The following is a 24,179-nucleotide window of genomic DNA, read 5'->3' as shown; positions in this document are numbered from 1 at the left end:
CCCGATCTCCAATCAAGATCAGGTTGGTATGGATGCCACGAAGTGAGTCAGTTTTGATCCGCCGTCAGAGGGTCACCGTTCAGATGACGCCGACAGGGGTGGCCGTTCGGGTGGCTGCCCGACACCGGTCTCGTCGTCCTCGTGACGGGCCTGATCGCGATCGGGCCTGCGGCTGAGTTGTATCGCGGGGCGGGCCCGCCGCGTCGGCTTGCTGTTGTCGCTGCTCTCCTTGCGCTGGCAGCGGTGAGACTGCTCATGGCTGCAGCAGTGAACTGGGCCTTTCCTTCGCTGGCTGATCCGGGCGTCGGTATCCTCGTCGGCTACCTTGTTGCATTGCCCATCGGCGTGGCTGTGTTGGCTTGGTTCCTCACCAGGGCGAACGTTGCCTGATGCAGCACTGGTTCCGTAATGGTGCGTTGGCGCATGTCAGTTGAGTCCGAGGACGGCCAGCGGCCGTTCGTAGGGGCGGCGAGCTGTCCTGTGGAGTTCGGCAGCGATGTTGGTCTGGCCGACGGTGCGGAGCTGGTTGACGGCGAACTGCGAGGGCGGCCACGCTCTCCGGGCCGTGCCCGGAGCGGATCTTGCAGGCGTCCTCACGGAAGGCCGTGTCCCGGACGAAGTGGAACCTGGTTTCGATCACCCAGTGCGCCAGCAAGATCTTCGCGATGGGTTCCGGAGATGCCTTACGGCTGTCAGGTCGGTGATGACGTAGACGGTCCCGCGGCTCTGCGGGCGTGTTGGAACTGAGCACCTACATGGTCGGACAACGATTCCCCAAGGTGGGGCAGATGCTCCTGGACGCAAGGGCCGATCCGATCGCCTTCGCCGTCCTCGCCGCCCGGCACTGGACGAAGATTCAGTCGACGAATCCCCTAGCGGCTCAACCGTGAGATCAAGAGGCGGACCGGCGTCGTGCAGGTCCCACAAGGGACATGACCATCTGCTGCTACGGATGCAATCCAGCGTGCGGCCGCCGGGCCATCCCTGAAGAGATGGCGGAACTCATACATCGCTAGAGGCGGGCGTGGACGGGAGCGGCCCGGTTCAACTCGCACGGATGCAGGGCCTTCCAGCATGGCGCGCGGTGGTGCGAATGAGATCCACCAGAAAGCGGCCGAGCAGGACATGCAGCCGAGTCATCCTATGAATCTCTCCAACTTCCCTCCCTGTCCGCACTATTGACAGCCTCAGAGGTCAGATCAATCATCAGACATCCGAGGAATTGGAGCCGCTCATGAGTACGTATCCGAGACGTCAGGTCCTGGGCGCCGCGGCCGGGGTTGCCGCAGCAGCTGCCCTTCCCCTCACTTCAGCCACCGCCGCACACAGCGCCGAACTCGTCGCCACCGCGTCCGGACCGTGGGTCCCCGTCCCCGAGCCGGTCCCGGTCCCGCTCGACGGGCTCTACGACAACGACGGCATCGACACCGCCTCCGCGCGCGGCGGCGACTTCGACGGCTCGGGCTACACCTTTCCGGGCGAGGAACTCCCCGCCGGACGCGTCGAGGTCGACGGCATCCCCTTCCTCTTCCCTTCCTCGGCCGCGGGTGCCAAGAACAACGTCGTCGCGATGGGGCAGCGCATCGAACTGCCCCAGGGACGCTACCTGTCGGCCGCCTTCCTCACCTCGGGCAGCTACGGCAACGCCTCCGGCAACGCCACCGTCCACTACGCCGACGGCTCCACCACGACCGCCGGCCTCGGCGGCGCCGACTGGTACGCGGCCGGCGGCTCGCTCTCCGCGCCGTACCGCTACCAGCCGGACGGCACCAAGGACCAGCACGGTGTCGGCATCGGCACCTCGGAGGTCTGGCTCGACCCGCAGCGTGAGGCGGTCGCCCTCACCCTCCCGGTCACCAACCCGGCCGAGACGGGCCGGACATCCCTGCACGTCTTCGCCCTCTCCCTCCAACCCGCCGCCCAGGGAAGGGCGTTGGCCCTGCGCGACGCCCACTCCACGAACTCGCTGCTGGAGTCGTCCGGCGCGCAGAGCGTCGAGGCGACGGTCGTGAACGCCGGTACGGTCGCCATCCTCGCGGGCGACGGCGTGTCCGTGCGCGTCGACGCCGAGGGTGCCCGTACGGTCGAAGCCGCCCGCATCCGGCGCCTGGACCCCGGTGAGCAGGCCCGCGTCCGCGTCGGCGTCCGCAGCGGCGCGACGCCCGGCACCGTGCGGGACGGCACGGTGACCGTGACCGGACGCGGCTCCCAAGCAGCGGTTTCCCACAAGCAGTTGACCCTCGGGGTCGCCGACTACCGGCCCACCGGGACCTCCCTCGCCGGCCATCAGGCGCCGTACTGGTTCCAGGGCGCCAAGTTCGGCATCTTCATCCACTGGGGCGTCTACTCGGTGCCCGCCTGGGCGCCGGTCGGCAAGCAGTACGCCGAGTGGTACTGGGACCAGATGCAGGACCCGAACAACCCGACGTACGCCTACCACCGGGACACCTACGGCGAGGACTTCGCGTACGACGACTTCATCCCGCGCTTCACCGCCGAGAAGTTCGATCCGCGGGCCTGGGTGGAACTCTTCCGCGACGCGGGCGCCCAGTACCACGTGCTCACCTCCAAGCACCACGAGGGCTTCGCGCTGTGGGACACCAAGGTCTCCGACCGCAACGCCGTGAAGATGGGCCCGAAGAGGGACCTGGTCAAGGAACTCTTCGAGGCGTCACGCCGCCACACCCCCGAACTCCACCGCGGGCTCTACTTCTCGATGCCGGAGTGGTTCAACCCCGACAACCCGTGGATGGGCCACGCCCCGCGCAATCCGTACACACTGGAGCCGGTGCCGTACACCGGATACACCGCGGGCAAGGACTATGTGACGCAGTATCAGGCCCCGCAGATGCTGGAGCTGATCCACGGCTACGACCCCGAGCTGCTCTGGTGCGACATCGGCGGCGCCAACGACAGCCTCGATGTGCTGGCCGAGTACTTCAACCACGCCAAGAACCGCCGCCGCCCCATCGACGTGACCGTCAATGACCGTTCCGGGATTGCCTTCCACGACTTCACCACGCCCGAGTACACGACGTACGAGAACACGGTCGTCGCCAAGTGGGAGTCCAGCCGGGGCCTCGACCCGTTCAGCTACGGCTACAACCGGGCGACCCCCGACGACGGCTACATGACAGCCGAACAGATCGTGCGCAACCTCGTCGACATCGTCTCCAAGAACGGCAACTTCCTTCTCGACATCGGCCCCCGGGCCGACGGCACGATCCCCGAGATCATGCAGACCCGGCTGCACGAGACGGGCCGCTGGCTGCGCGTCAACGGCGAGGCGATCTACGACACCACGTACTGGTCACGGATGGCGCAGCTCGGCGACGACCTGAGGTTCACCGTCCGCCCGAACGAAGCCTTCTACATCCACTCCCTGGCCAAGCCGAGCGCCAAACTCACCGTCGAAGCGCCGATCCCGATCCGCAGCGGCGACAAGGTGACGATGCTCGGCCACGGCCGCCCGTTGACATGGACCCTTAGTAACGGGGTGCTGGTGATCGACGTCCCCGAAGCCGCGCGCAAGGCGGGGCAGCACGCGTGGGTGTTCAAAGTGCACTGGCGTGTCTGAGACCCGACGGATCCCCTGAGCACGACCGGTGGTCACGACGACATGACGCCGTTCGTGACACCGGCAGGCACAGGTCTGACAAGGCAGGGTCGTAGTTGTCGCGTAAGGGGTCTGTACGGGTCTATGCCGGAGGTGTTCTTGCTGGTCATGAAGGAGGGTGCTCCTGTCGTGCCCTCTCAGGCCAACCCGATAGACCGGGAGGTCTCACCTAAGCTTGGCGTTTATCCTCGCTGCTGTTTCAGGCGGATGTGTTCGGTGAGGGTTTCTGCTCGTTTCACGGTCTTTCCGGGCTCGTAGCGTGGCGCTGGCCTGCGGTTTTTGGAGCCGGGTGGGCGTCCGGGGCCGGGTTTGGTGGGTTGGGGAACGCCGGTGGGACGGGCTGCCTTCGCGCGGAGGTGGCGGAACCCCCGGCGGACCCGGGCCGGGGTGAGCCGGCGGGGTTCGGTGGCCCGTTCCCAGGGGCGACGAAGGTCCTCGGCGAGGGGGCGGGCGAGGCGGAGCTGGGTGTGTGCGGCGATGATCAGCCAGGTCCACAGGTCGGCGGTGTGCGGGTCGCGGACCTTCGGCACCGTCCAGCCGAGCGTCTGCTTGAACAGCCGGAAAGTGTGCTCCAGGTCGAATCTGCGCAGGAACGCCTGCCACCGAAGGTCGACGTCCTCGCCGGTCATCGCGGTGCGTGAGGACCACAGCCAGACCGGTTTCGGGTCGCGGTCGCCGGGCAGATGATCGACCTTCAGCCGGATCAACGTGCCGTGGATCAGAGGCAATTCACCGCTGTGGTCGAGCCAGGGGCCACGGGCAGTCAGGCGGGGGTGCATCCGGTCCCAGGCGAACGCTTCGGCCGTGCCGTAGCGGGTGGTGCCGGAGGTGGTGGCCTGGTCGGGGACGTGCCAGGACTCCGGCTTGGAAAAAGTGAGGACACCGCCGTGCTTGTGGGGCTGCCCGCCGCGCGGAGTCGAGCGGCGCGGGCCTGCGTCACGGAGCATCACCCGGTCCGAGCGCAGCCGACCGACCAGCTCGACGGGCAGGTCCGCCAGGACGTAGGCGAGCCGGGTGACGTCGTAGCCCGAGTCCATGACAATGAGAATGTCCTGGTCACCAGGTTTCCACTGTCCGGCTCGCACGAGCCGGCCAACTACATCGCGCAGCTGGGCGGCGGTCACCGCGGTGGCGTCGTCGGCCGGACCCAGCCGGATCGCGTCCAGGATGGCCGTCCACGAGGTGCGTCCGGTTTCCAGCGCGGCGACGAAGGAGTAGGGCCAGCCGGGGATCATCTGGTCGGCGCTGCGACCTCGGCCGTAGGCGTGGCAGAACAGCAGGTCCGGGCTGGTAGGGGCGTCGGGACGCAGCCAGTTGCTCACGTCGACTGCAAGGACGATCCGTCCGTCGGCCGCCCTCGGCAACGGCGTGGAGGCAAGCAGCCGCCGCAGGCGGCGCGGCTCGAGCCAGCCGCGGTTGACCGCGCCGTACATCGCCCCGTGCCCACGCCGGTGCTCGACCGCCAGCGTCAACTCGACCAGCGACTTGACCGGCCCGTCCGCGCACAGCACCGCGTCAGCGAGCTCGAAGAGCGCATCCGCACGGGCGTAAAGGCAGTCGTAGAACTCGACACGAAAGTGGGACAGCACGCCCAGTGCGGCGTCAGCGGGACCTGCACAAGCCAGACTCTTCACAGCGGCCGTTCCTTCACGCGACGTTGCTCGACACTTCGAAGCGTGAAGAACGGCCGTCCTGCTGTCTCAGGAAGAAGCCAAGATCAGCAGGACAGGTGACCCGGCGAGGTTAAACGCCAAGCTGAGAAGCTGTTGTCTTTTCGATCTTGAGAGATGTGCGTCGAACGGGAGTCCCGATCGGGTGGTCGTGGGGCGCTCGGCGCATACGGACAGGGCCTCCTGAACAGCTCGTTGGTGTCGAATCACCGAGCAGCAGGAGGCCCTGGTGCAGCAGTCCCGCGTGCCGATGGTCGGGCAGTCCAGCGCGGTCACCTGGGAGTGTGACTGTCTGGCTCACCGGTTCGGAAACGCCGCCGACAACGGGACGCGACAGCCTCGCTACCCGACGGACATGACGGGCGGGGAGTGGGCCGTGGTCCGCCCGCTCCTGCCGGTACCGGGCTGGATGCGCGGCCGGGGCGGCCGGTCGAGCGCGGCAGTCGTTCAACGCTCCTGGTCCACCTACGACGCATGGAGGGCTGGGGCGAGAAGCCGTACGTGAAGAACGGGCCGTCGCTCGGCGGCTACGGGGCCGTCGCGATGAACGCCGCACTCACGGCGTCGATGACCAAGTTGCCTGACCAGTTGCGCAAGACCCTGACGTGGGATCGCGGGAAGGAGCTCTCGGGCCACGCGCAGTTCGCGCTGGAGACCGGGACGCGGGTGTTCTTCGCTGACCCGCACGCACCGTGGCAGCGCCCGACGAATGAGAACACGAACGGTCTGCTGCGGCAGTACTTCCCCAAGGCACCGACCTGTCGCGCTGGTCCGCCGACGAACTCGAGGCCGTCGCTCACGCGCTCAACAACTGGCCACGAAAGATCCTCGGGTGGAAGACGCCCGCTGAAGTCTTCGAGGAGCAACTGCGCTCGCTTCAACAAGTCGGTGTTGCATCGACCAGTTGAACTCGCCCAGTTCCGCTCCCGGAAATTCGTCCGGGCCCTCGACCGCCACCGGATCGCCGGATCGATAGGGAGGGTCGGCGCGGCCGGCGACAACGCGGCCATGGAGTCCTTCTTCAGCCTGCTGCAGAAGAACGTCCTCGACCGCCGATCCTGGGCCACTCGCGAGGAACTGCGGATCGCGATCGTGACCTGGATCGAGCGGACCTACCACCGACGCCGCAGACAGGCTTCGCCCGGCCGGCTGACCCCCTGACCCCCGTCGAATTCGAGAGCGTCATGACCACACCGGCCCTCCAGGCCGCGCGACCACACCTGTCACACGAACCTGCATCAGACCCGATCGACAGGCGCGTCGAGCAACTCGACGCGATTCCGAAGCCGGTCACGGGAGAGGAAGCCCGAGCGCTGGTCTCCTGCTTCGGCCCGGACGACTGCTACGGCGTCGCCGGACCCTGCTGCACCTCATCGAGACCGGCCCAAACCCCGTCCTGACCACCGACCCCGGACCCCACGCCAACGAGCGGCACCGCCGGCTCTACAACCGCGCCGTGAACGGAGGGCTCATCCCGAGAACTTGACGGCATAGCAACGTGAGGTGTCTGCTCTCATGCATGGCAGTCGCGTCGCGTCTCGTGATCGCTGGGACGGACAAATTCGCACTGCCATCCAGGTAGACGGTCGGCTTGGTGACACCCCGAGGCCGGCTCGCGGGTTTGAGCCCGGTGCCGCGACTGACGAACCTGGCGAAGAGTCGTGTCCCACTGGCTCGAGGCGCGGCCAACCGCCCCCGCCACGTCCTACTTCTCCTCCGGCTCCCAGGCGCGGAGCAGGTCGAGCAGCCCCGCGTCTCCGTCAACGTGCAAGGAGTCGGCCTGGATCCGGTCGTACAGGTAGAGGACCAGCTCACTGGCCGTGCCGTGGACGGAGGCGCCGGCTGCGTCCGAGTCTTCGCCGGTCGCGGCGGTGGGCGCGGGGATGCGGGTGATGCGTGCGCCGTCGCCGTCGACGGTGAGGCGCCAGGAGCGGCCCTCGGCGGCGTGGAAGTCGAAGGCCGTGGGCTTGTGCGGCCAGGCACTCGGTGTTGCGCAGACGGTGAACAGGAACTCCTCCACACCGTCGAGTGCCAGCTCGACCGGCAGCGGCTGCGGGGAGCCCCCGGCGAGCTGGGCGTCGTAGGTGTGCACCGCGGTCTCCTGGACCCGGTGCCGGGCGGTGCCGCCGGCGGTCTGCGGCGACTGCGACGCGGGCCACCACGTCCAGCAATCGCTCTCCGGTCCCGCCGCGCGCAGGGCGCCCAGCAGAAGCTGCGTCGACGCGTCCAGCCAGGCCAGCAGGGCCTCACGCTCCTGCGGCACTTCCAACGCGGCGCGCGCGGCGACGGCCTCGGCCGGGGGAGCGTCGGCAGCCCCCGCGCCGACGATGGCGGCCCAGAAACGGTCTCCCCCACCCAGGTGCTTCACCAGATCGAACAGCGTCCACCCGGGGCAGGTCGGCACCTGCGCGTCGAGACCGGGCGCGGCGGCGACCACGGCGCGGAAGGCGGTCGACCGTTCATCGATCAGTCGCAACAGGTCAGGGAAGTCAAGATTCTTTTCCACGCCGGATGTCTATCACCGTGCTCCGGTGATCGGACAGCGATTTTCACAGTCGCCGCCGGTTGGCCATTGCGGACGTCCTCGCCTCCCACCGCTCGGGTGACAAGCTGTGCACTGCTGCGAGGACGCTGGCGGTGGCGGTACGCCAGGCGTCGTGCCTGTGGGTGCTCTGGCCTCGCCGTGCGGCAGGGCACCTCGGCGACGTGACGTCCACCGGACGCGCGCGGTCATGCTGCCGCTCGATGTGATGGACGCGGAGGTCACGACGGCGGGGGAGGACCGGTCGGGTAGGGAGTTCAGGTGACTCCCGTTCGACCAGCACTCCTCAGCACGGGGCGGGGTGGGCGCGGCTTTGCCGTCTGGTGGTCGGGGGATGGGGACGTAACTGGCGCACCAGCGCATCGCGCAAGCTTGACGTTTATCCAGTACGACGGGGTTTCGTGCCGACCTTGTGGTGGGCGGGACGACTGTATGCCTCGCCGGTCACCAGGACTCAGCCCACGTCATGACGGGTGGCTGTGCGGCGGTTTTTCGAGCCAAGTGGGCTTCCTGGTCCGGGTGTTGACGATTTCGGTGCACCGGCTGGAGAGCCGGTCTTCGCTCGCAGGTTCCTGAACCCCCGCCGGACCCGGGCGGGGGTGAGTCTGTTCGGCTCGGCCGACTTCTCCCAGGGACGCCGTAGATCGGCGGCCAGTGGGCGGGCGAGCCGGAGCTGGGTGTAGGCGGCGACCACAAGCCACGTCCACCGGTCTGCCGCCTCCGGGCTGCGGAGCCGGGGCCGGGTCCATCCGAGCATCTGCTTGAACAGGCGGAACATGTGCTCGATGTCGAAGCGTCGCAGGAAGGACTGCCGGCAGCGGTCGAGGTCCGCTTCTGTGGCGGCGGTGCCCGACCACCACAGCCACAGCGGCTTGTTCACCCCGCCGCTGGGCGGCTTCTCCACGGCCAGGCGGATGAGGGTGCCCGCGATGATGGGCAGCGGCCCCTCGTGATCGAGCCAGGCCGCCCGCCGGGTCAGCCTCGGGTGGAGCCGGTCCCACGCCTGGGCGGTGGCCTTCCCGTAGCGGCGGGTGCAGGTGACTGCCACGGCCTGCTCCGTGCCCCAGGTTCCCCGGGTCGCCGAAGACGAACTCACCGCCGTGCTTCGGCGGTCGCCCGCCTTGGGGATAGGACAGGGCGTACTCCTTGAGAGTGGGCGTCGGCCGGCGCATCACCCGGTCCGACCGCAGTCGGCCCAGGACCTAGATGGAACCCTATGACGCCTTATTCGAGCCTGGCGCCTATGCAGCCTCCCGTGGTGCCTTCGAACGCCTCGTCTCGACGCTGTCCGGCGCCCCGGCGCGGGACATGGCCCATGACGAGCTGGAGGCCCTGCTTGAGCAGCAAGGGCGCGAGCTGCTGAGGCAGCTGATGCAGGATCACCTCGACCTGCGGGCGAGGGCTGAAGAAACGGCGGCCCGCGTCAGCGCGGGACGGCCGGTGGTGCGCGGGCCGGAAGTACAGCCGCGGACCTGGCGGGAGAGCAACCACCCCCGCTGGCTGACCTGCGTGTTCGGGCCGGTGCGGGTGAACAGGATCGCCTATCGCGGCCGGGGTGTGTCCAACGTGCACCCGGCCGACGAAGGATTGTCGCTGCCCGCGGGCCGACACTCGCGCGGGCTGGCCCGGCTTGCGGTCCTGGAAGCCGTGAGAGGCTCGTTCGACCAGGCCCAGGCCGCGATCGAGCGACGGTGCGGGAGAGTCCTGGGCAAGCGCCGCCTCGAAGAGCTGGTGATCGCTGCGGCCGTCGACATCGCCGCCTACTACACGGTGAAGATCCCCACCCCGTGCACCTGCGAGATGCCGTTGGTCATCCAGGTCGACGGCAAGGGCGTGGTGATGCGCCCCGAAGCCCTGCGCGAGGCCACCCGCCGGGCCGCGGCCCGGCGCGCGGCGGCCGGGCGGCGCGGGCGGCTGGCTCCGGGAGAAAAACCCAACCGCAAGCGCATGGCGACGGTGGCCTGCGTCTTCGACACCGCGCCTGCCCCGCGCCGGCCGCACGACATCGTGCATCCGCCGGGTGGCCGCAGCGAGAGCCGGACGCCGAGGCCGGGCCCGAATGCGGAGCGCAAATGGTGCACCGCCTCGGTGATCCGTCCTCCGGAGCAGGTCATCGCCGACGCCTTCGACCAGGCCGAGGCCCGCGACCTGCAGCATCTGCGGGACTGGATCGTGCTCGTCGACGGCGCCCGCCACCAACTCGACCTGATCCAGGACGAAGCCGCCCGCCGCGGCATCCGCCCGCACGTCCTGCTCGACTTCGTGCATGTTGCCGAGTACTGCTGGACGGCCGCGCACGCTTTCCACCTGGTCGGCAGCCGCGAGGCCGAGACCTGGGCCGCGGACAAACTCACCGCGATATTCGGCGGACACGCCGACCGAGCCGCCGCCGAGATGACCCTCCAGGCCGCAGCCGAACACCTTCCCGCTGCCCGTCGCGAGGCCGTCACGACCTGCCACCGCTACCTCACCGGTCACCTCGACCAGCTCCACTACGACACCGCCCTCGCAGCCGGGTGGCCGATCGCCACCGGCGCCGTCGAAGGCGCCTGCCGCCGCCTGATCGCCGACCGCCTCGACATCACCGGAGCCCGCTGGGGACTCAACGGCGCAGAAGCCGTTCTCCAACTCCGCGCATTGATCACGAACGGCGACTTCGAGGATTACTGGATCTTCCACACGGCCCGCGAACATCAACGCCTCTACCCCAGCCCCGACCAGCAGAAGTACAGCCTCACCGCTTGATCCCGACCGTCACTTCAGAGGGAGGCCGACGGTGCCAGCGAACTCGTGTGTGAAGACGGTCATTACGTCGTCAGTTCCGAGGTAGAAACGTCCGTCTGGTGGCCACTGTGCTGGACGACCCGCGACAAGCCACGCTGTGGCAGCAGGTGCACGAAGCTCGACAGCGACCGGCAGTCGGAGTCCGTAGTCACCCTCGGACCAGAGGATGTCGGCGCCCACGAGCGGAACCCCGATGAGCCCTGACCACGAAGGATGGTCAGTTACAGCCACGGCTGGCGTCCCTCCGGGCTGTCCGATCATGGTCAATTGGCTGGACATGGGCTCTTGGAAGATCTCCAGGCCGTAGCAGTCGAAACTGTTGCCCCACACTGCCGAGTATCGCGTGCCGTTCTCGGCGAGCAGACCGACGCCCATCGTGGGCTGGTGCCACACGCCGAAGTCCCACTCCTCGGCCTCGGTGCCATCGTCACCGCAGCTCAGCGGGTAGTAGGTCACTCCTATAAGGCGCGTACCGCGCAGACTTTCGACAGTTCTCGCATATTCATCCTCCGTGAACTCGGGCGACCGCATTGCACCATCCTCGTGGCCCTTCACCCGCCCAGGCATCTGAGATTGTTCCCTCCAAAGGATCCGCATCCCCTTGAAGATGAACTCGCCGCCGTGCTTGGGCGGCCGCCCGCCGGCCGGGTTGGCCAGGGCGAACTCCGCACGGGTCGGCGCCGGGCGGCGCATCACCCGGTTCGAGCGCAGACGTCCCAGGATCTCCACGGGTAAGTCACGCAGCAGGTAGGCCAGCCGCATCACGTCGTAGCCGGCGTCGCCCACGATCCACACCGACGGGTCGCCCGGGCTCCACCGACCGGCGGTGACAAGACGCTCGACCAGGTCCCGCAGCTGTGCAGCGGTGACGGCGGCCAGGTCGTCACCGGGCCGCAGCCGCACCGCGTCCAGCGGGGCGACCCACGAGGTCCGGCCCGCTTCCAGGGCCACGACCCACGAGTACGGCCAGCCCGGGATCATCTGGTGCCTGGCGTCGCCCCGGCCGTAGGTGTGGCAGAACGAGCGGGCGTCGCTCGTGTCGGCATCGGGCCGAAGCCACGGCGAGACGTTCACCGCCAGCACGAGGCGGCCGTCAGCGGCACGGGGCAGCGGCAGGCCCACCAGCTCGACCCGCAGCCGCTCGACGTCCAGGCGGCCCCGGTTCAGCGCGCCGTACAGGGCACCGTGCCCGCGCCGGTGCTCGGGAGCCAGCGCCAGGCTGACCAGGGTCTTCACCGGACCGTCGGTGCACAGCACCGCGTCGGTGAGCTCGAACAGCGCGTCACGCCGAGCGGTCAGGCAGCCGTAGAAGACCCCCCCGGAAGCGTGACAGTTCCGCCAGCGGATCGCCCAGCACGCCCTGTTCCACCACGCTCACCGGCACGGCCTTCGCGTCGATTCCTGTACCTCTTGGAGATCCAGAATCATGCGGGGGCGGGTCCGCTGTCCTGGAAATCCCCATGTGGGTGACCTGCGCCCACAGTCGGACCGCTACTGCGGCAGGCAGGGATCCCCGACCGTCGGCTTTCTCCGCTCGCCCTCGGGGGTGAAGGTCAATGATGCGCGGAACGAGCCGCCGCCGAAACGCACTGCGAGGAGCAACGGTTGCACATGCCCGGGCGGCCACGGTTCGGCCCCCGGTTCGCTGCCGTTCCACAGGTGGAAGACCACCGCCGACTGCTGCGGATCCTCCGAGAGGTAGCCGAGCGTCTTCCCGTACAGAGAATTGTTCCCTCCGAACAGCACAGAGGGAGGGCCGAACTCCGCCGTCAGGTCAGCCCAGGTGCGGTCAGCTGCGGCCCACCCCCGGACTCGGCCTGTGAGGGACTCGTACTCCTCAGCCGTGAGAACGCGATCGGGCTTGAGCCATCCGCGTCGCCGCGCGAACTCCGCGTATACCGAGGCGACTTCGTAGCAGCCACCCTGCGCGGGGAAGACATCCTGGAAGGCTCCGCCGGGGCCGATGGGGGTCCAGAGCCCCTGCTCTTCCCAACTCTGCTTCAGCTGATCCCACGCCTCGGGCTGGCGCTCGACGAACAGCAGGTGGTCAATCAGGATCCGGAAAGCCACCTCGCCCCCGTACATCCCGGGCCGGCGCAGGGCGAGGTTGAGCTGATCGATGAGGTGATCGTGGATCTCTTCGGCAGCGGCAAGCGGAGTAGGAAGCGTCATGTACTCAGTCTTCCGCATGATGATCACCACGATCAGCTGTTCCACCGACGAAGACGAGTGGATAAATCACAAGCTAAGAGACGCGAGGAACTCCAAGATCCCCGACTGTGAGGATGTGGGAGGCGCCGCTCGAGGGTCTGACCCGATCCCCGATTGACGCTCCGGCTGTCCTCACTCTGAATTGTCGACCTTCCGAGCGGTGCCATTGCGCGCACCGGTTCAGCGACCGTGACCTCATAGGAGCTTGACCGAAGCGGTCCCATCACAGTCGTGTCCGTCCGCCGGGCCGGTGCGTGCGTGCCCACACACCACGCACGGAAGGAACAACCCGGCCGCCATGCCACAGCCCATCGAGGTGATCGGCGGGATCGACACCCACACCGACGTCAGAGTCAGGCTCAGCACACCCTTGTCAGGGGCTCGCGAGGGCCTCCCGGGGTGCAAGGCGGGCCGCACGCACAGCGGGCCAGAGCCCGGCGAGCGCGCCGATCGCCATCGTGGCGGTGATGCCAACGGCGAGTACCCAGGGCGGCACCACCACCTGCCAGCCCTGCGAGAGCGCGTACCCGGCCGATACTGCGGCACCGAGGGCCGCGCCGCCGGTGCCGCCCAGCGCGGAGAGCAATACCGACTCGGTCAGGAACTGGGTACGGATCTGGGCCCGGGTGGCTCCGAGGGCGCGGCGCAGGCCGATCTCCCCGCGGCGCTCGAGGACAGCGATGACCATGGTGTTGGCGACGCCGACCCCGCCGACGAGCAGGGCGATGCCACCGATGCCGACCAGGAGGTTGGTGAACGCCGCGTTGGCCGCCTGCTTGGCGCTGAGGGCGTCGGAAGGTCGGGAGACGCTCACCTGGCTGGGGTTTTCCGGATTGGCGGTGGCGGCGAGGACGTCTCGAACCTGGTCGACCTTGCTGTCGTCGCTGCGGGTGTAGATCTCGGTGGGACGGCCGTCGAAGCCGAGTACAGTCTTGGCCGCGTCCCAGCCGACCAGGGCCGCCGTGTCCAGTTCGGGAGCGAGCGGCGCCTTGGCAAGGATGCCGGTAACAGTGAACCACTTGCCGCCGAGCCAGACTTGGCTGCCGGGTGTGGTGATACCAAGGATCTCGGCTGCCGTCGCACCCAGAACGACAGCAGGGTAACGGCTCTGTGCGCCGTTGAGCCAGGTCCCGGCGGTCAGATCCAGTCCAACTGTCCTGGGAAGTCCGGGCGTTGCCCCGTAAACGCCGATGCCGCCGCTCGCTTCCCGGGGGATGTGGTCGTTGCGGTAGACCTTCGCAGTGGAGACCACGCCGGTGGCCGCGGCAGAGTCGACCGGACCGATGCGACTGATCATGTCGAGGGACTTCTCGGGCAGGGGCGCGTTCTTGCCCACGAAGTCCTTGCCAGGGGTCACCGTCAACAAGTTCGTTCCCACAGAAGCTAGTTGGGCATTGAAGGCCGCCTGGCTGGAGGAGGAGATCGCGACCACGGCCACCATCGCGGCTATGCCAATCGCGATGCCGAGGGCGGAGAGCAGGACGCGTGCGGGACGGACCCGCAGCCCGCCACTGCCTACCCGCAGAGTGTCGACGGCACTGAGCCGACGAGGTGTCATCCGGTCCCGGCGGGAATGCGGAGAGTGAACACTCATGCTGGCACCACCTCCTCGGCGATCCGGCCGTCACGGACCTTGATGCGGCGCGGCAGCCCAGTCGCGAGTTCCAGGTCGTGGGTGATGACCAGGACGGTGGTACCGGTCTCGTTCAGTTCCCGCAGCAGCTCGACCACCGCCGCGCCGGACGCGGTGTCGAGCGCGCCGGTCGGTTCATCGGCGAGCAGCAGTGGGGGACCACCTACCACGGCGCGGGCGATGGCGACGCGTTGCTTCTCGCCGCCGGACAGCTCGTGCGGCCGGTGTTCGAGGCGGTGGCCCAGCCCGACACGGCGTAGCGCGGCCTCGGCCCGCGATCGGCGTTGACCGCGCCCGATTCCCCGGTACAGCAGGCCGTTCGCGACATTGTCGACGGCGCTGACGCCGCCCGACAGGAAGAACTGCTGGAAGACGAAGCCGATGGAACATGCCCGCAGCGCCGAGATCTGCCGCTCTTTGAGAACCGCTATGTCATGGCCTTCGATCCGGACGGTACCGGAGGTCGCCACGTCCAGCGTGCCGATGAGGTTGAGCAGCGTCGACTTGCCCGAGCCGGAGGGGCCGACGATCGCGACCAGTTCACCGTGCCCCACCTGGAAGGAGACGTCGTGCAGGACGTGGGTGCCGCCCGGGTAGACGTGGTCGACGCCGGACAGTTCGACCAGCGGCGGGACGGTCTGGGCCGGTGGTGTCGTCATGCGGCCGTCACCACCGTCATGCCGGCGGTGAGTCCGGTGCCGCTGACCTCGACCCGGCCGTTCGCGAACATGCCCAGTTTCACGGGTACGACGGTCGACTTGCCGTCCGTGCCCACGGCTTGGACGCCGTAGCCTCCTTCGCTGAGCGCGAGCAGTGCGGTGACCGGCACAGTCAGGACGTCCTTCTTGGTGTCGCTCTTGAGGCCGACGGTCACCGGCGCTTGGACGATGTTCGGGGCGCCTGCCGCGTCGAGCAGGATGTCCACGGCGACGGTGTACTTGTCGCCGCTGCCGTCCGCCCCAGGCTTCTTCGTCACCGTCTTGCCGATGCTGGTGATCGTGCCGCTCACGGTCTTGCCATTCGGCAGGGTCACCGTGACCTGTTCGTTCTTCTTCGCCAGGGCCTGGTCAGCGATGTCCAGGTCGACGTGAACCTGCCGCTTGATCGAGGTGGCGGTGAAGACCTCGGCACCCGGCTGGGCGACTGATCCGACCGCCGCCTTGTGCTCGCCGACCCTGAGCTCGCCGCCGGAGAAGACCACGCGGCCCTTCTCGACCGTGCCGGTCTGCGGCAGGCCGAGGTGCTCCTGCCAGCGCTTCACGGCCTGCGCGGTGGCGGCCGTGAAGGTGTTGTCGACGGTGAAGCCGCCGTAGCCGAGTGCTTGGAGATTCCTCTCCAGTTGCCGTACGTCGTCGCCTTTTTCACCCACCTTCAGATCCCGGTAGGCGGGCGCCTTCCCGTACATGAGCAGCACCGGTGTCCCGTCCACCTGAAAGAGCTCCTCACCCCGCCTGATCGTGTCCCCCACCCCGGGCAGCGCGGTGATCGTGCCTGACAGTTGGCCGGTGACCGCAGTGGATCCGGCGTAGCCGAGTGTGCCGTCGACCTGTTTGGTGTTGACCAGGGTCTGCCGGGTGACCTTGTCGGTCTCGGGCTGCGGTTTGTCGGCGACGGTACTCGCGGGTGCCTGTCTGGCGGTGGCCGCGTAGCCGACGCCGCCTGCAACGGCGGTCAGGAGCACGGCGGCTATGGCCCAACGGGCGCGGCGGCGCCTGCGCGGCAGCGCGGGGAGAGGCTCCGGCGCGGACAACTCCGGCCGAGCTGTGCTGTCGTCCTGCGTACGCATGCTCACTGTCCCGTCTTGCCGCTGGTGGAGCCGCCGCAGGCCTTCAGCGCATCCTTGGTCTTCTGCGAGTCGCCGTCCGGGATGTTCATGTGCCCGTCGTCGGTCGGGTCAGAGGCGTTTACGCCCTTGCTGCGCAGGCACTGGGCCACCTTCAGGTCCGCGGCCTTCTGCTCGGCGCCGTAGCCGGGCGCCTGGCCGTCCGCGTGCGGCAAGTACTGCTTGCACTTGTCGACGGCGGCCTGGAACTTCTCCTGGTCGGCCGGAATGGTGACATCCTGCCCGTCCGCGCCCGGGTCGGGCATGTCGATGCCCTGCTTCCGCATGCACGCGGCGTACTTCAGCCGATCCTTCATCGGGTCCCCCGTGGTCTGCGAGGCCTCGGCCGACGGCTTCTTCGAGCCGCCGGCGCTGGCGACGTCCCTCCCGCCCCCACCGCTGCCGCATGCCGACAGGGCCAGGGCCAGACCGAGGACCCCGGCAATCAGCCCGGCGCGCGTCAGGGACGTACGGGGTGCGGGAGAGTCGGACGGGCCTGAGGGAGACGCGGCGGAAGACGCGGGCGGCGTACGGAATGAACCCAACATGGGAGCACCTCACGGGATCGGGGATCGGGAGGCCTCAGGACAACAGAACCGTCCTTGCAGCCTCATAAACGCCCGCCTCCGATCCCGCGCTCCACGCTTATCTCGCTGCAAACCTCCCTCTGCTTCTCTTGCGAGTCGGCAGCCCCATGCGCCTCATTCGTTATGTTTCACTCGGCTCTTTACCATCGACTGCAACACCGAGGAAGTCCCCGATGAGGGTCCTGATCGCCGAAGATCACCACGTCCTGGCCCGGACCATCGCCACAGGGCTCCGCCGCGAGGCCATCGCCGTCGACATCGCCTACTCCGGGGATGCTGCAGAGCAGATGTGCCTGCTCAACGACTACGACGTCGTCATTCTCGACCGCGATCTGCCCGTCATGAGCGGCGACGAGGTCTGCCGCCGCCTCGGCGACCTCCACAACCCGCCCCGCATCCTCATGCTGACCGCCGCCGGATCGGTCGACGACAAGGTGTACGGACTGCGCGACCTCGGCGCCGACGACTACCTCGCCAAACCTTTCGATTTCGCTGAACTCATCGCCAGGGTCCGGGCGTTGAGCCGCCGCGTGCCATCCACCCCACCCACGGTCCTGCGCTACGACGGCATCGAACTCGACCGGGCCCGCCACGAGGTCCGTGCGCATGGGCAGATTGTGGGGCTGACCCCGAAGGAGTTCGCCGTCCTGCAACTCCTGATGGAGGCGCACGGCGAGCCCGTCGCCCACCGCACGCTCTTGGACCGGGTGTGGGACATACACCTCGACTCCCGGACCAGCGCCCTGCGCACCACCATCAGCAGGCTGCGCACCAAGCTGGGCTCCGCCGAGCTGATAGCCGCCCACGAAGGAACGGGTTACCGGCTGTGCTGAACCATCTCCGCGCCGCCCACGCGCGCCTGCCCTTCCGTACCAAACTGGCCGCCGCCTTCACCCTGCTGTTCTTCCTGTCCGGCGCTCTCCTGCTGGTGTTCGTCACCCTGCTGGCCCGGCAGGGCACCGTGGAGCGGTTCGCGGAGATCACCAAGGAGGAGCCCGGTATCGCCGCCTCCACCCCGACCACTGCGCCTCCCTCTCACCCGTCCCTGCGCCTGGTGGAACCGCAGGCCAGCGGGGCAGCCACGGCCACAGCACCCCTCGACGGGGCGGCGCGACAGAACAAGGTCGAGGCCACCCAGCGGTTCACAGAATCGTTCTTGCGGCAGATGGTGCTCTGGTCGGCGGTTGGTCTCGTCACCGTAGGGGCACTGTCAGGGGCGATGGGCTGGTGGCTGGCCGGGCGGGCGCTGCGGCCCGTGCGCAAGATGACCGCGGCCGCCCGCGGGATCAGCGAGACCAACCTGCACGAACGACTGCGCCCGGCCGGCCCTTTCGACGAACTCCGCGAGATGGGCGAGACGTTCGATACCATGCTGGACCGCCTGGAGAAGTCCTTCGCCAGCCAGCGCCGCTTCGTCGCCAACGCCTCACACGAACTGCGCACCCCACTGGCCGTGCAGCGGACCAGCATCGAAGTCGGCCTCGCCGACCCGCTGCCGCCGGGCCTGGCCGATGTGCGCGAAGACCTGCTGACCGCGAACAAAGACGCCGAGCATCTCATCGCGGCTCTGCTGCTGCTCGCCCACAGCGACCGGGGGCTCGACCCGGACCGTACAGAAGCCACCGACATGGCCACTGTCGCACGGCAGGCCGCAGGCGAGCACGCCCCACTGGCAGCTGAGTCGGACGTCCAGGTCACGATCCGCACCACCCCACTGATCGTGACCGGTGACCCGGTGCTCCTCAAGCACTTGGTCTCCAACCTCGTCCGCAACGCCATCCAGTACAACTCTGCGCCCGGCACCGTTGCCGTCGACGTCGGCGCGGGACGAATCGCGGTCACCAACACTGGGCCGCACGTCCCGTCCGACCGGATCGACGGCCTCTTCGAGCCGTTCCGCAGGTTCGCCACCGACCGCACCAGCGTGCGCGGCCACGGCCTCGGCCTGGCCATCGTCCGCTCGATCGCCGAGGCCCACGGTGCCGAGGTGGCGGCCTCACCGGGCCAGAACGGCGGCCTGGCGGTCACCATCAGATTCACCACGAGTGGACCACCTGCCCCGCACGCCTTTTGAGAGCCCCGATGCTCGGCCGCGCGCACCGGGCCAAACCCTTCAGGCGTGCCCCGGGTGCCCTGGCCCGGCCCTCAACGCTTCAAGATCATCCCATGGCCCCTTTGGAGTCTCCAGTTTCATGCCCTGGGTTGCGCAGGTGCATGATCTCGTCGTACTGGGCGGCAATCCGGGACAGCGCGTGTGCTTGAACGCGGTCTGTTCTGGGATCACCGGCTTCGCCGACAGCCCCAGGACTCCCAGCCCTCACCCGAGTGGAACGCCACCTCCGTGCCCCCGACCGTACGGACGTGACACAGCGCAGAGCACCCGACAAGTGCGTTCGACAGATCGCTCTATCAGCCTTATGGGACACGACGGTTAAGCGTGAACAACCGGTATCGCATCATCGTCGCCGCGCCCGCCGCCACGGCGTGCCCGTCCTCGGCGTCGACATCAACCGCTCCCGCCCCCACCACGCCGTCGAACGCCTCGACAACGGCACCTTCGGCGTGCGCCTGGCCTTGAGCGCCGTGCCGGACGCCCCTGACCCGACGTCGCGACCTTCGCCCTGCTGGCCGCCTTCACCGGGGCCGCACCGTGGCCGCCGCCGACTACTGACCGTATGGCGACTGCTGACTGTAAAGGGAAGCATTGAGCCGCGATTCGTACCCAGATCCGTCAACCGGCGACTGGGCACGCGATTTCGTGGCTCCGCGCTCCGAGCGGGATACACGGTGATTACGCTCGAAGCGCGCGAGCCACCGCCAACTGGGCCCTCAGGCAACCGGCACCGTCGAGCTGAACCCTCGGCGGTGCCGGGGCCGGAGCCTCAGCATGCGGGTATCGGGCACAGGCCACCGCGTCGGCCCACGGCGCTACCGGCTGAGATACGTCCGGCCGCGGAGACATCCCCTAAGGCGTTGCTCGCCGACCTGATGGCGGCGGTCGGGACCGCTGAGACGGCCCTCGCGCAGGCCCTTGGTATTTGGCGGCCATAGGCGCGAAGCCGCAGCGCAAGCGGCCGACAAGCTACCTTGGGTGCGGATCCTTTGAAGTGATGCTGAGCTGGGTGTGGCTCCTTTGGAGGGACGGCGTCACCAGCACCGGCCTGCGGATCCATAAGTGGCACGTGATCCTTCCGGCCTCCTCGAACCGCCCCGCGTTCACCAGCGTCGACCGTACTGCCGATCTTGGCCGCGGCTGATGCGTCGGCCTGCGGCCTTCGTCTGGATGGCACTTGCACTGCTCGCGGTCGAATTGGCATAGCCCCAGATCAGCCCGTCCCTCCAAAGGAGCCACACTCGCCTGGGAAGGACTCATGGTGACCGAACGCCGAGTCCGACATCGAGGCGAGCAAGCGCCGTTCGCAGTTCCCACCGGTGCGCCCGCCTCGGTGCGTCCCGGATTCCCCGTTATCACAACGACGGGCCTCTGCGGCGAGGCGTTGACGGTGGTTCGGATCCCGGGTCAAGGTTGTGCGGACCCTTCGTCGCTTGGGAGTCCGTCACGGAGGGCCTGGTTGTCGGTTCGGATCCCGGGTCAAGGTTGTGCGGACTTTTTATCGCTGGGGAGTCCGCCGCAGAGGGCCTGGTATTGCTTGGCCGCTCGAGTGTGGCGTCTTTGAGGCCGCTGGCGGCCCGGAGTCGGGACGGCGGCGCCATGCCCTCCCCGGGCTTGGGTACGTCACGTGCGCTCTCCGGGTAGAGCTGGTGGGCCGATGTGAGGACCGGCTGCGCCTGCTTGCGCTGGGCGGGGGTGGCTTGCTGGAACACGCGCTCGGCGAAGCCTCGTCCGCGGTGGTTGCTCTCGGCTTCGGCCAGTTGCCCGGCTGCGACGGCATCGGGGAGGGCGCCGCGGTGGGCGTGTTCTCGGGAGGGATAGAGCTCGGCCAGGATGTCGGTGATGTCCGAGGCCAGTCGTACGGCCTCCCAGCTGTGGATGGCCTGGGTGCTGCCGGCGACGTGCCGAAATCGGTAGCCAAGCGCTGCTTGGACCTCGGTGACGGTTGCGTTCTCATCTGGAGAGGCGAATAGAGCTGTCGCGGTGAGGATCAGGGTGACGAGGTCGTGGTCGACGGACAGCTGTCGGGCCCGCAGTGCACGTAGGACGTAGTCGTGCTCCTGAGCCAGCAGCACGAGGCGGGGGTCGGGTCCGGCACCGCGTCCGCCTATTTTGAGCAGGTCGCTCAGGGCGTGCAGCTGCACGTCGCCTATAGAGGGTTCCCCTCCCCGTTCGCGGAGCGCCGGGAGGGCGGGCTGCAACTCGGCGAGCCCTGTCCAGCCTGGCTGTCCCGGACCATGTGGTCTGTATCCCTGCATGTGCTGCAGGCCTACGGCAAAGGCGAGCAGCGCGTCACGGTATAACGCTTGCACGGTGTCAGTGACCTCAGAGGAACCCTTTTGCCCGTTCAGACGGTTCCAGGGCGGGGGGAGTTCCCTGAGCCATTGGCCCTGGGAACGCGCCAGCAGCAGGACGCGGATCCGGTGGCTTCCGCGGTAGGCGTGAAGCGCGTCGAGCAGTGGGGACAGTTGGTCACCGCGTGTCTCGGCGTGGTCGACCACCAGCAGCAGCGACTTCGTCAGATTGCCCAGGAGCTGATTCCAGTTCGGCTCACCCTCAGGGTCCGAGGCCAGAAAACCGGCGGTCCAGTCTGACCGCCGCGTGCCAGTGATCGCCGTGAGCTGGCGGGCTGCCTCTACGGCGGCACGGGTTTTGCCCAATCCGCTCCGCGCGCACAGCAACCGCACCCGTACCCGTCGGTCGGGTTCCTGCGTGGACGGTACGCCGGGTGTGCCGGGACATCGTTCGCGGCACCAGGCCAGCAGTATGTCCGGTGCCCTTCCCTGCATCGGCATGATGGCTGCCTCGGGCTCCAGGAGCTGGGCGGGCGTCCGGAGCGTGGTCAAAGGAGCCGTGAGATACGGCCGGAGAGCGACGGGTTCGAGTACCGGAGCGATGTCCGAGTCCTCCGCCACTAAGCGGTGGAAGCACCTGTGGAGCAGGAATCGGTCGGCCGGCATCACATACAGTGCGCCATCACCCTTGAGTGTCGCCTGGATGCAGCCGATGAGCAGCCCGTCACAGAACACCGCGGCGCCCGAAGCGCCGCGCCAAGGATCCCGGTTGTCGCCTACCGGTTCAGTGAGCTTCAGTTCGTAATGGAAGGCGTGGTGGGCAGTGGCGGGATTGATGGTGCCCTGGAGTCCGTACGAGTCGGATGCTCCCCTATGACGTTGGACGTCGGGGAAGCACACGGCGGTGACGTCATGTTGTTCACTGGTCACGAGGGCGCCCCAGCGGGCGGCATCCCACCGGGCGTCGGCCGGCCCGTACTGCTGCGGGGGAAGCCGGAGTAGTGCTAAGTCAAGTCCGCCCGTGAGTGGTTCCCCGGAGTCGGCACAACTGTCCGTACAGACAGGGCAGGTGCCCGAACTGTGCCAGACGAGTTCGGCGTTCACCACGGCACTCCCTGGAAGGTCCATGAAGCGCACCTGGTACTGGCGGTCGATGCCCGTCCGACAGGCCACGTGCCCGGCGGTCATGATCAAGGACCGCGTGATCCGGTATCCGGAGCCCAGCAGGACAGGTGCCGACCGCGCGGAGGACCGGATTTCCGCGACCCTCGTCCAGTCCGCCATGCCCTAGTCCGCGTCTGTGCTGTGTGAGGGGCCAGCCCGGAGCCACTGGTTCGGCTGGCCTTGGGCTTTGATCAGGCGTGAGGGATCCGCGAGGCCGAGTTCTACCGTCATCCGGTGCGACTGGCCCACCGAGCGTTCTGCCCTCCCGCCAGCGGAGAGGACCCATGCCTTGACCCCCGCGTCGCTGCCGACGGACCGCTTCAACTCGACGGCGAATTCCAGCTCGACCTTCTGGACGACAAAGCGAAGTTCGGCATCCCGCCCGGCGTTCGTGGCGCGTTGCAGTCCTTCACGTACCGCTTCGATGGCCTCCCACAACTCCGTCGCGTCGCTGGACTCCTCCACACGGACCACCTCCGGGGGCTTCAACCGCGCTCGGCCAGACGCCTTTCGGGAAGGTTGCCCATCTGGCCCGGCGGCCACCCCGGGGATGGTGCGTAATCGTTGTAGTTGTCTGGCCGGGCCACGCACGATCTCCACTGAATGTGGCTCCTTGGAGGGACGGGCTGAGCTGGGGCTATGCCAATTCGACCGCGCGCAGTACAAGTGCCATCCAGACGAACGCCGCAGGCCGACGCATCAGCCGAGGCCAAGATCGGCAGTACGGTCGCGGGGCGGTTCGAGGAGACCGGAAGGATCACGTGCCACTTATGGATCCGCAGACCGATGCTGGTGAAGCCGTCCCTCCAAAGGAGCCACACCCAACCGGGAATTGTCCACCGTCACCCACGTCTTCTGGGACGAGGTTCAGCCGCACGCACACCACCCGTACACCTATGTCTTCACCGCTGGTCTGGGGGCGGTCGACCGCCAGAACTTCCTCGAGGACCTGATCAGCATCTGGACCATGGTGGTCCCGCACCTGGGAGGGGGCGGCAGGACGTTGGCAGGGGCCGACCTCACCTCCATGATCATCGATCTGGCCCCGGCCCCACCGCCGGTCTACCGGGCCGGCCGCACGGGCTTCGTCCCCACCCCGTAAGGGCCGTTCCCGGCCCTCACCCTCGCGTCACCGGACATGAGCGGCAGCATCCAGGAACTCGCCGAACGCTACGGCTTCCCCTGTTATGCGTGGGACACGCTGCCTGACGTGAGCTCCTGGATCCTGCAGCAGCATTCGGCGACACTGCGCCCCTGGGGCGTACGCCAGGGAGACGGCGGTCGGAGTTTGACCCTTGGCTCGGTGGAGCATCCTGCCGAGGCGACCAGCGAGTGGATCGACGCGGCCCAACGTGCCGGCTCGGTCATGGTGTTGGGCCTGTGGACCGGAGACTTCACTTTGCTCATCCATGCCGTGCAGGCACAGGAGATCTTCGCTGTGCGAGCACAACTGCAGCTCTGAAGGAGTGACGGCCCGGTGACCGCGGGGGCCCCAGGTCCCCAACGGCCCCGCTGTGTGCGGGGACCGACAGCACCAGGGCTCGTGTGACGCGGACCGGTACCTGGTGGCTGGCCATTAGTTGGGCCAGCGCATCGGTCCCCTCTGGCTCTGCGCCAGGCCGGGCGCCGTTGTCACAGGCGCCCTCTAAGTGCGTTGTGGCAAAGGGAGTCCCTGTTCGATGAGCAGGGGCTTCTTCGTGTGCGGGGCATGATCGCCCTGGGGTAGGGGCAGGCAGCGGACGG

18 protein-coding genes and 6 pseudogenes are annotated in these 24,179 nt (G+C 68.1%); 11 read left to right on the top strand and 13 right to left on the bottom strand.

The annotated features are described in order from the left end of the window. Positions 1-141 precede the first annotated feature (141 nt). Positions 142-390: a hypothetical protein gene (locus AB0I51_RS46620; protein WP_362985301.1), complete on the top strand. Its 249-nt coding sequence runs from the start codon at positions 142-144 to the stop codon at positions 388-390. Between the two features lie 36 nt (positions 391-426). Here the strand turns inward: AB0I51_RS46620 and AB0I51_RS46615 are convergent, their stop codons facing one another. Next, positions 427-597: a hypothetical protein gene (locus AB0I51_RS46615; RefSeq protein WP_362985305.1), complete on the bottom strand. Its 171-nt coding sequence runs from the start codon at positions 595-597 to the stop codon at positions 427-429. 28 nt (positions 598-625) lie between these two features. Next, positions 626-751, bottom strand: a pseudogene (locus tag AB0I51_RS46610) (hypothetical protein); the annotation flags it as partial. Positions 752-755: 4 nt separating this feature from the next. On the opposite strand from AB0I51_RS46610, the pseudogene AB0I51_RS46605 reads away from it, so the two are divergent. Together AB0I51_RS46605 and AB0I51_RS46600 are read left to right on the top strand one after the other, a co-directional pair. Then, a pseudogene (locus AB0I51_RS46605) lies at positions 756-915 on the top strand (transposase); the annotation flags it as partial. Positions 916-1,234: 319 nt separating this feature from the next. Further along, complete coding sequence (locus AB0I51_RS46600; RefSeq protein WP_362985299.1) at positions 1,235-3,577, top strand: alpha-L-fucosidase; 2,343 nt, start codon at positions 1,235-1,237, stop codon at positions 3,575-3,577. Between the two features lie 221 nt (positions 3,578-3,798). Here the strand turns inward: AB0I51_RS46600 and AB0I51_RS46595 are convergent, their stop codons facing one another. Then, positions 3,799-5,211 carry an NF041680 family putative transposase gene (locus AB0I51_RS46595; RefSeq protein WP_362985303.1) on the bottom strand — a complete coding sequence of 471 codons (1,413 nt, stop codon included), beginning with the start codon at positions 5,209-5,211 and terminating at the stop codon, positions 3,799-3,801. A gap of 504 nt (positions 5,212-5,715) precedes the next feature. Between AB0I51_RS46595 and AB0I51_RS46590 the strand changes: the two are divergent. Then, positions 5,716-6,194: pseudogene (locus tag AB0I51_RS46590) on the top strand (IS30 family transposase); the annotation flags it as partial. A gap of 4 nt (positions 6,195-6,198) precedes the next feature. Continuing rightward, positions 6,199-6,497 (top strand): annotated as a pseudogene (locus AB0I51_RS46585) (IS3 family transposase); the annotation flags it as partial. Between the two features lie 494 nt (positions 6,498-6,991). Here AB0I51_RS46585 and AB0I51_RS46580 read toward each other — a convergent pair. After that, positions 6,992-7,792, bottom strand: a complete 801-nt coding sequence (locus AB0I51_RS46580; RefSeq protein ID WP_362985297.1) for a maleylpyruvate isomerase family mycothiol-dependent enzyme — start codon at positions 7,790-7,792, stop codon at positions 6,992-6,994. A 415-nt stretch (positions 7,793-8,207) separates the two neighbouring features. Continuing rightward, a pseudogene (locus AB0I51_RS46575) lies at positions 8,208-9,036 on the bottom strand (transposase); the annotation flags it as partial. Here AB0I51_RS46575 and AB0I51_RS46570 point away from each other — a divergent pair. After that, entirely contained in the window at positions 9,035-10,573 is a 1,539-nt protein-coding gene (locus AB0I51_RS46570) for an ISKra4 family transposase (RefSeq protein WP_362985295.1), read from the top strand. The pseudogene AB0I51_RS46575 and the gene AB0I51_RS46570 overlap by 2 nt on opposite strands. Before the next feature lie 642 nt (positions 10,574-11,215). On the opposite strand, the pseudogene AB0I51_RS46565 reads toward AB0I51_RS46570, so the two are convergent. From AB0I51_RS46565 to AB0I51_RS46540, 6 genes and pseudogenes are all read right to left on the bottom strand, one after another. Then, positions 11,216-11,990, bottom strand: a pseudogene (locus tag AB0I51_RS46565) (transposase); the annotation flags it as partial. Between the two features lie 113 nt (positions 11,991-12,103). Next, positions 12,104-12,829 carry a hypothetical protein gene (locus AB0I51_RS46560; RefSeq protein WP_362985293.1) on the bottom strand — a complete coding sequence of 242 codons (726 nt, stop codon included), beginning with the start codon at positions 12,827-12,829 and terminating at the stop codon, positions 12,104-12,106. 367 nt (positions 12,830-13,196) lie between these two features. After that, a complete protein-coding gene (locus AB0I51_RS46555; RefSeq protein WP_362985291.1) occupies positions 13,197-14,417 on the bottom strand; it encodes an ABC transporter permease in 1,221 nt (406 codons plus the stop codon). Continuing rightward, positions 14,414-15,115, bottom strand: coding sequence for an ABC transporter ATP-binding protein (locus AB0I51_RS46550; protein ID WP_362985289.1), 702 nt, complete (start codon positions 15,113-15,115; stop codon positions 14,414-14,416). The genes AB0I51_RS46555 and AB0I51_RS46550 overlap by 4 nt, the downstream gene beginning before the upstream one ends. After that, positions 15,112-16,242, bottom strand: coding sequence for a peptidoglycan-binding protein (locus tag AB0I51_RS46545; protein ID WP_362985287.1), 1,131 nt, complete (start codon positions 16,240-16,242; stop codon positions 15,112-15,114). Before AB0I51_RS46545 ends, AB0I51_RS46550 begins: the two co-directional genes overlap by 4 nt. A 2-nt stretch (positions 16,243-16,244) precedes the next feature. Continuing rightward, complete coding sequence (locus AB0I51_RS46540) at positions 16,245-16,826, bottom strand: hypothetical protein (protein ID WP_362985285.1); 582 nt, start codon at positions 16,824-16,826, stop codon at positions 16,245-16,247. A 212-nt stretch (positions 16,827-17,038) separates the two neighbouring features. Between AB0I51_RS46540 and AB0I51_RS46535 the strand changes: the two genes are divergently transcribed. Together AB0I51_RS46535 and AB0I51_RS46530 are read left to right on the top strand one after the other, a co-directional pair. After that, positions 17,039-17,698 (top strand): response regulator transcription factor, encoded by a 660-nt coding sequence (locus AB0I51_RS46535; protein ID WP_362985283.1) that lies wholly within the window; start codon positions 17,039-17,041, stop codon positions 17,696-17,698. Beyond that, a complete protein-coding gene (locus AB0I51_RS46530) occupies positions 17,692-18,939 on the top strand; it encodes an ATP-binding protein (protein ID WP_362985281.1) in 1,248 nt (415 codons plus the stop codon). Before AB0I51_RS46535 ends, AB0I51_RS46530 begins: the two co-directional genes overlap by 7 nt. 1,394 nt (positions 18,940-20,333) lie before the next feature. Here the strand turns inward: AB0I51_RS46530 and AB0I51_RS46525 are convergent. Further along, positions 20,334-22,202, bottom strand: coding sequence for a hypothetical protein (locus AB0I51_RS46525; protein ID WP_362985279.1), 1,869 nt, complete (start codon positions 22,200-22,202; stop codon positions 20,334-20,336). A gap of 196 nt (positions 22,203-22,398) precedes the next feature. Here AB0I51_RS46525 and AB0I51_RS46520 point away from each other — a divergent pair, with 196 nt between their 5' ends. After that, a complete protein-coding gene (locus AB0I51_RS46520) occupies positions 22,399-22,563 on the top strand; it encodes a hypothetical protein (RefSeq protein WP_362985277.1) in 165 nt (54 codons plus the stop codon). On the opposite strand, the gene AB0I51_RS46515 is transcribed toward AB0I51_RS46520, so the two are convergent. Further along, on the bottom strand, positions 22,560-22,901 hold the full coding sequence (locus AB0I51_RS46515) for a trypco2 family protein (RefSeq protein WP_362985275.1): 342 nt from the start codon (positions 22,899-22,901) through the stop codon (positions 22,560-22,562). The two genes, AB0I51_RS46520 and AB0I51_RS46515, sit on opposite strands and share 4 nt — an antisense overlap. A 367-nt stretch (positions 22,902-23,268) precedes the next feature. On the opposite strand from AB0I51_RS46515, the gene AB0I51_RS46510 reads away from it, so the two are divergent. Beyond that, positions 23,269-23,538, top strand: coding sequence for a hypothetical protein (locus tag AB0I51_RS46510; protein ID WP_362985273.1), 270 nt, complete (start codon positions 23,269-23,271; stop codon positions 23,536-23,538). A 36-nt stretch (positions 23,539-23,574) separates the two neighbouring features. Beyond that, a complete protein-coding gene (locus AB0I51_RS46505; RefSeq protein WP_362985271.1) occupies positions 23,575-23,898 on the top strand; it encodes a hypothetical protein in 324 nt (107 codons plus the stop codon). Positions 23,899-24,179 lie beyond the last annotated feature (281 nt).

Source organism: Streptomyces sp. NPDC050549 (genome assembly GCF_040655035.1).
GTDB lineage: Bacteria > Actinomycetota > Actinomycetes > Streptomycetales > Streptomycetaceae > Streptomyces.
This window is presented reverse-complemented; position numbering and strand designations above follow the sequence as displayed.

Bases quoted from the DNA above. Each gene is read 5' to 3' on its own strand.
- AB0I51_RS46570 (WP_362985295.1), top strand. From the start codon at position 9,035: ATGGAACCCTATGACGCCTTATTCGAGCCTGGCGCCTATGCAGCCTCC.
- AB0I51_RS46545 (WP_362985287.1), bottom strand. From the start codon at position 16,242: ATGCGTACGCAGGACGACAGCACAGCTCGGCCGGAGTTGTCCGCGCCG.
- AB0I51_RS46540 (WP_362985285.1), bottom strand. From the start codon at position 16,826: ATGTTGGGTTCATTCCGTACGCCGCCCGCGTCTTCCGCCGCGTCTCCC.
- AB0I51_RS46505 (WP_362985271.1), top strand. From the start codon at position 23,575: ATGAGCGGCAGCATCCAGGAACTCGCCGAACGCTACGGCTTCCCCTGT.
- AB0I51_RS46535 (WP_362985283.1), top strand. From the start codon at position 17,039: ATGAGGGTCCTGATCGCCGAAGATCACCACGTCCTGGCCCGGACCATC.
- AB0I51_RS46600 (WP_362985299.1), top strand. From the start codon at position 1,235: ATGAGTACGTATCCGAGACGTCAGGTCCTGGGCGCCGCGGCCGGGGTT.
- AB0I51_RS46555 (WP_362985291.1), bottom strand. From the start codon at position 14,417: ATGAGTGTTCACTCTCCGCATTCCCGCCGGGACCGGATGACACCTCGT.
- AB0I51_RS46520 (WP_362985277.1), top strand. From the start codon at position 22,399: ATGAAGCGCACCTGGTACTGGCGGTCGATGCCCGTCCGACAGGCCACG.
- AB0I51_RS46550 (WP_362985289.1), bottom strand. From the start codon at position 15,115: ATGACGACACCACCGGCCCAGACCGTCCCGCCGCTGGTCGAACTGTCC.